Annotated in this window: 1 protein-coding gene; it reads left to right on the top strand. The window is 31.4% G+C overall.

What is annotated here, in order from left to right:
* The first annotated feature begins 144 nt into the window (after positions 1-144).
* Positions 145-1,398 carry a hypothetical protein gene (locus H3T44_RS09025; protein WP_155567901.1) on the top strand — a complete coding sequence of 418 codons (1,254 nt, stop codon included), beginning with the start codon at positions 145-147 and terminating at the stop codon, positions 1,396-1,398.
* Positions 1,399-1,517: the final 119 nt, after the last annotated feature.

The raw sequence follows: 1,517 nt of genomic DNA, 5'->3' as shown, positions 1-1,517 counted from the left end.
TAAAACATGGATCAGAATTGATGACCTCGCCCAGATTACCAAAGGGCCAATTAACCAGAAATAAAATTATATATTATTGTTATTTTGAATTAAAAATTATAATCTTTACCCTTCATCTTATAAAAATTAAGTAGTGGAATTTATATGTCAAAAAATATTTTAATTACATTTGCCGGTCGTCAAGACAGAATGGAAAATTTAAATCAATATATACGATATGCACTAAACAATAATTTATTAGATGAATGGCATATATGGGATTTTACCCGTAATAAAACTGATAAAGAATATGTCAGAAACAATTACGGACCAATAGCATATATGCAAGATAATGCCGGTTACCAATTTTATAAAGATTTACCCAAAAATTCTAAACTTACCATTCCTTTAAGAATATCAAATGATCTTCATATAGCATTTGTAGAAAAAAACCAGGATAAATTTACAGAGGTTGTCATAGGTGGATGGGGTAACTCCGGTTCGGAAATAAGAAGAGTTGATTCAAAAAATTTATATGACAATAATAGAGACAATACAGAGGAAATTTTTAAAACAGAATTTTTCACTCTCCTAAACGCTTACTGCGATAATATCCTCACGATCAGCAGGGGAAGTGATAACGACATAAATATTTCAATCAACGGATATGAATTTCCAACATTCAACCTCCTTAATAGAGACAATATACCAAAACTATACTTGCAAGGCGGATTTGGTGCATGGCTGGAGTTCTGTTATGTCAATGACAGAATAAAACAATTCATAGGCAACTTAAACGAATCTTATCCCTATTATCATGCCTATCGATATTATGCTTCAAGAATTGACCTTTTCAAAGATGATGTTTTCCTGAAATGTGATGATGATATAGTTTATATTGAACTTGAAAAACTGAAGGAATTCATTGATTTCAGACGAAGAAATGATGAATATTTCCTGTTATCAGCAAACGTTGTCAACAACGGCGTATGTGCCTATTTTCAAAAAGAGAATTTATCCATCCCTGATGAGGTAGGTGAATTTGAACTTCCACCTAACGGTTTTAAGGGTAGTTTATGGGAAAATGGAGAAAAAGCTGAAAAGCTGCACTCTTATTTCATTAAAAATCGTGGAAAGCCCCTACCTTTAACATCAAAAATTGTAGAATGGGACAAAAGGTTATCAATTAATTTTATATCTTGGAAAGGAAGAGATTTACGCTTTATGATGTTGCCTTTTCAATGCGATGATGAACAAATTTTAACAAGCAATACACCACAATATTTAAATCGTAAAACAGCTTTATTTTCCGATTTTACTGTCTCTCATTTAAGTTTTTATTCACAAGAATCTCATATGAATACAGAATTACTTATCAATGAATATGTAAAATTGAGAAAAGAAAAATATAATATTTAAATATCAGTAATTTCCGGTTTTGACCTGAAAAAATTCAGCAATCCTTTCGTCCAGACCTTGCAACAATTGTTGTGGCAGGCAACATAACGCCTGAAAAAGCGAAGGCAACCGTTGAAAAA

The sequence above is a fragment of the Commensalibacter sp. M0355 genome, from assembly GCF_016101365.1.
Lineage (GTDB): Bacteria > Pseudomonadota > Alphaproteobacteria > Acetobacterales > Acetobacteraceae > Commensalibacter > Commensalibacter melissae.
This window is presented reverse-complemented; position numbering and strand designations above follow the sequence as displayed.

What these genes read in the sequence shown, in the direction of transcription:
- H3T44_RS09025 (WP_155567901.1), top strand. Translation starts at nt 145, where the DNA reads ATGTCAAAAAATATTTTAATTACATTTGCCGGTCGTCAAGACAGAATG.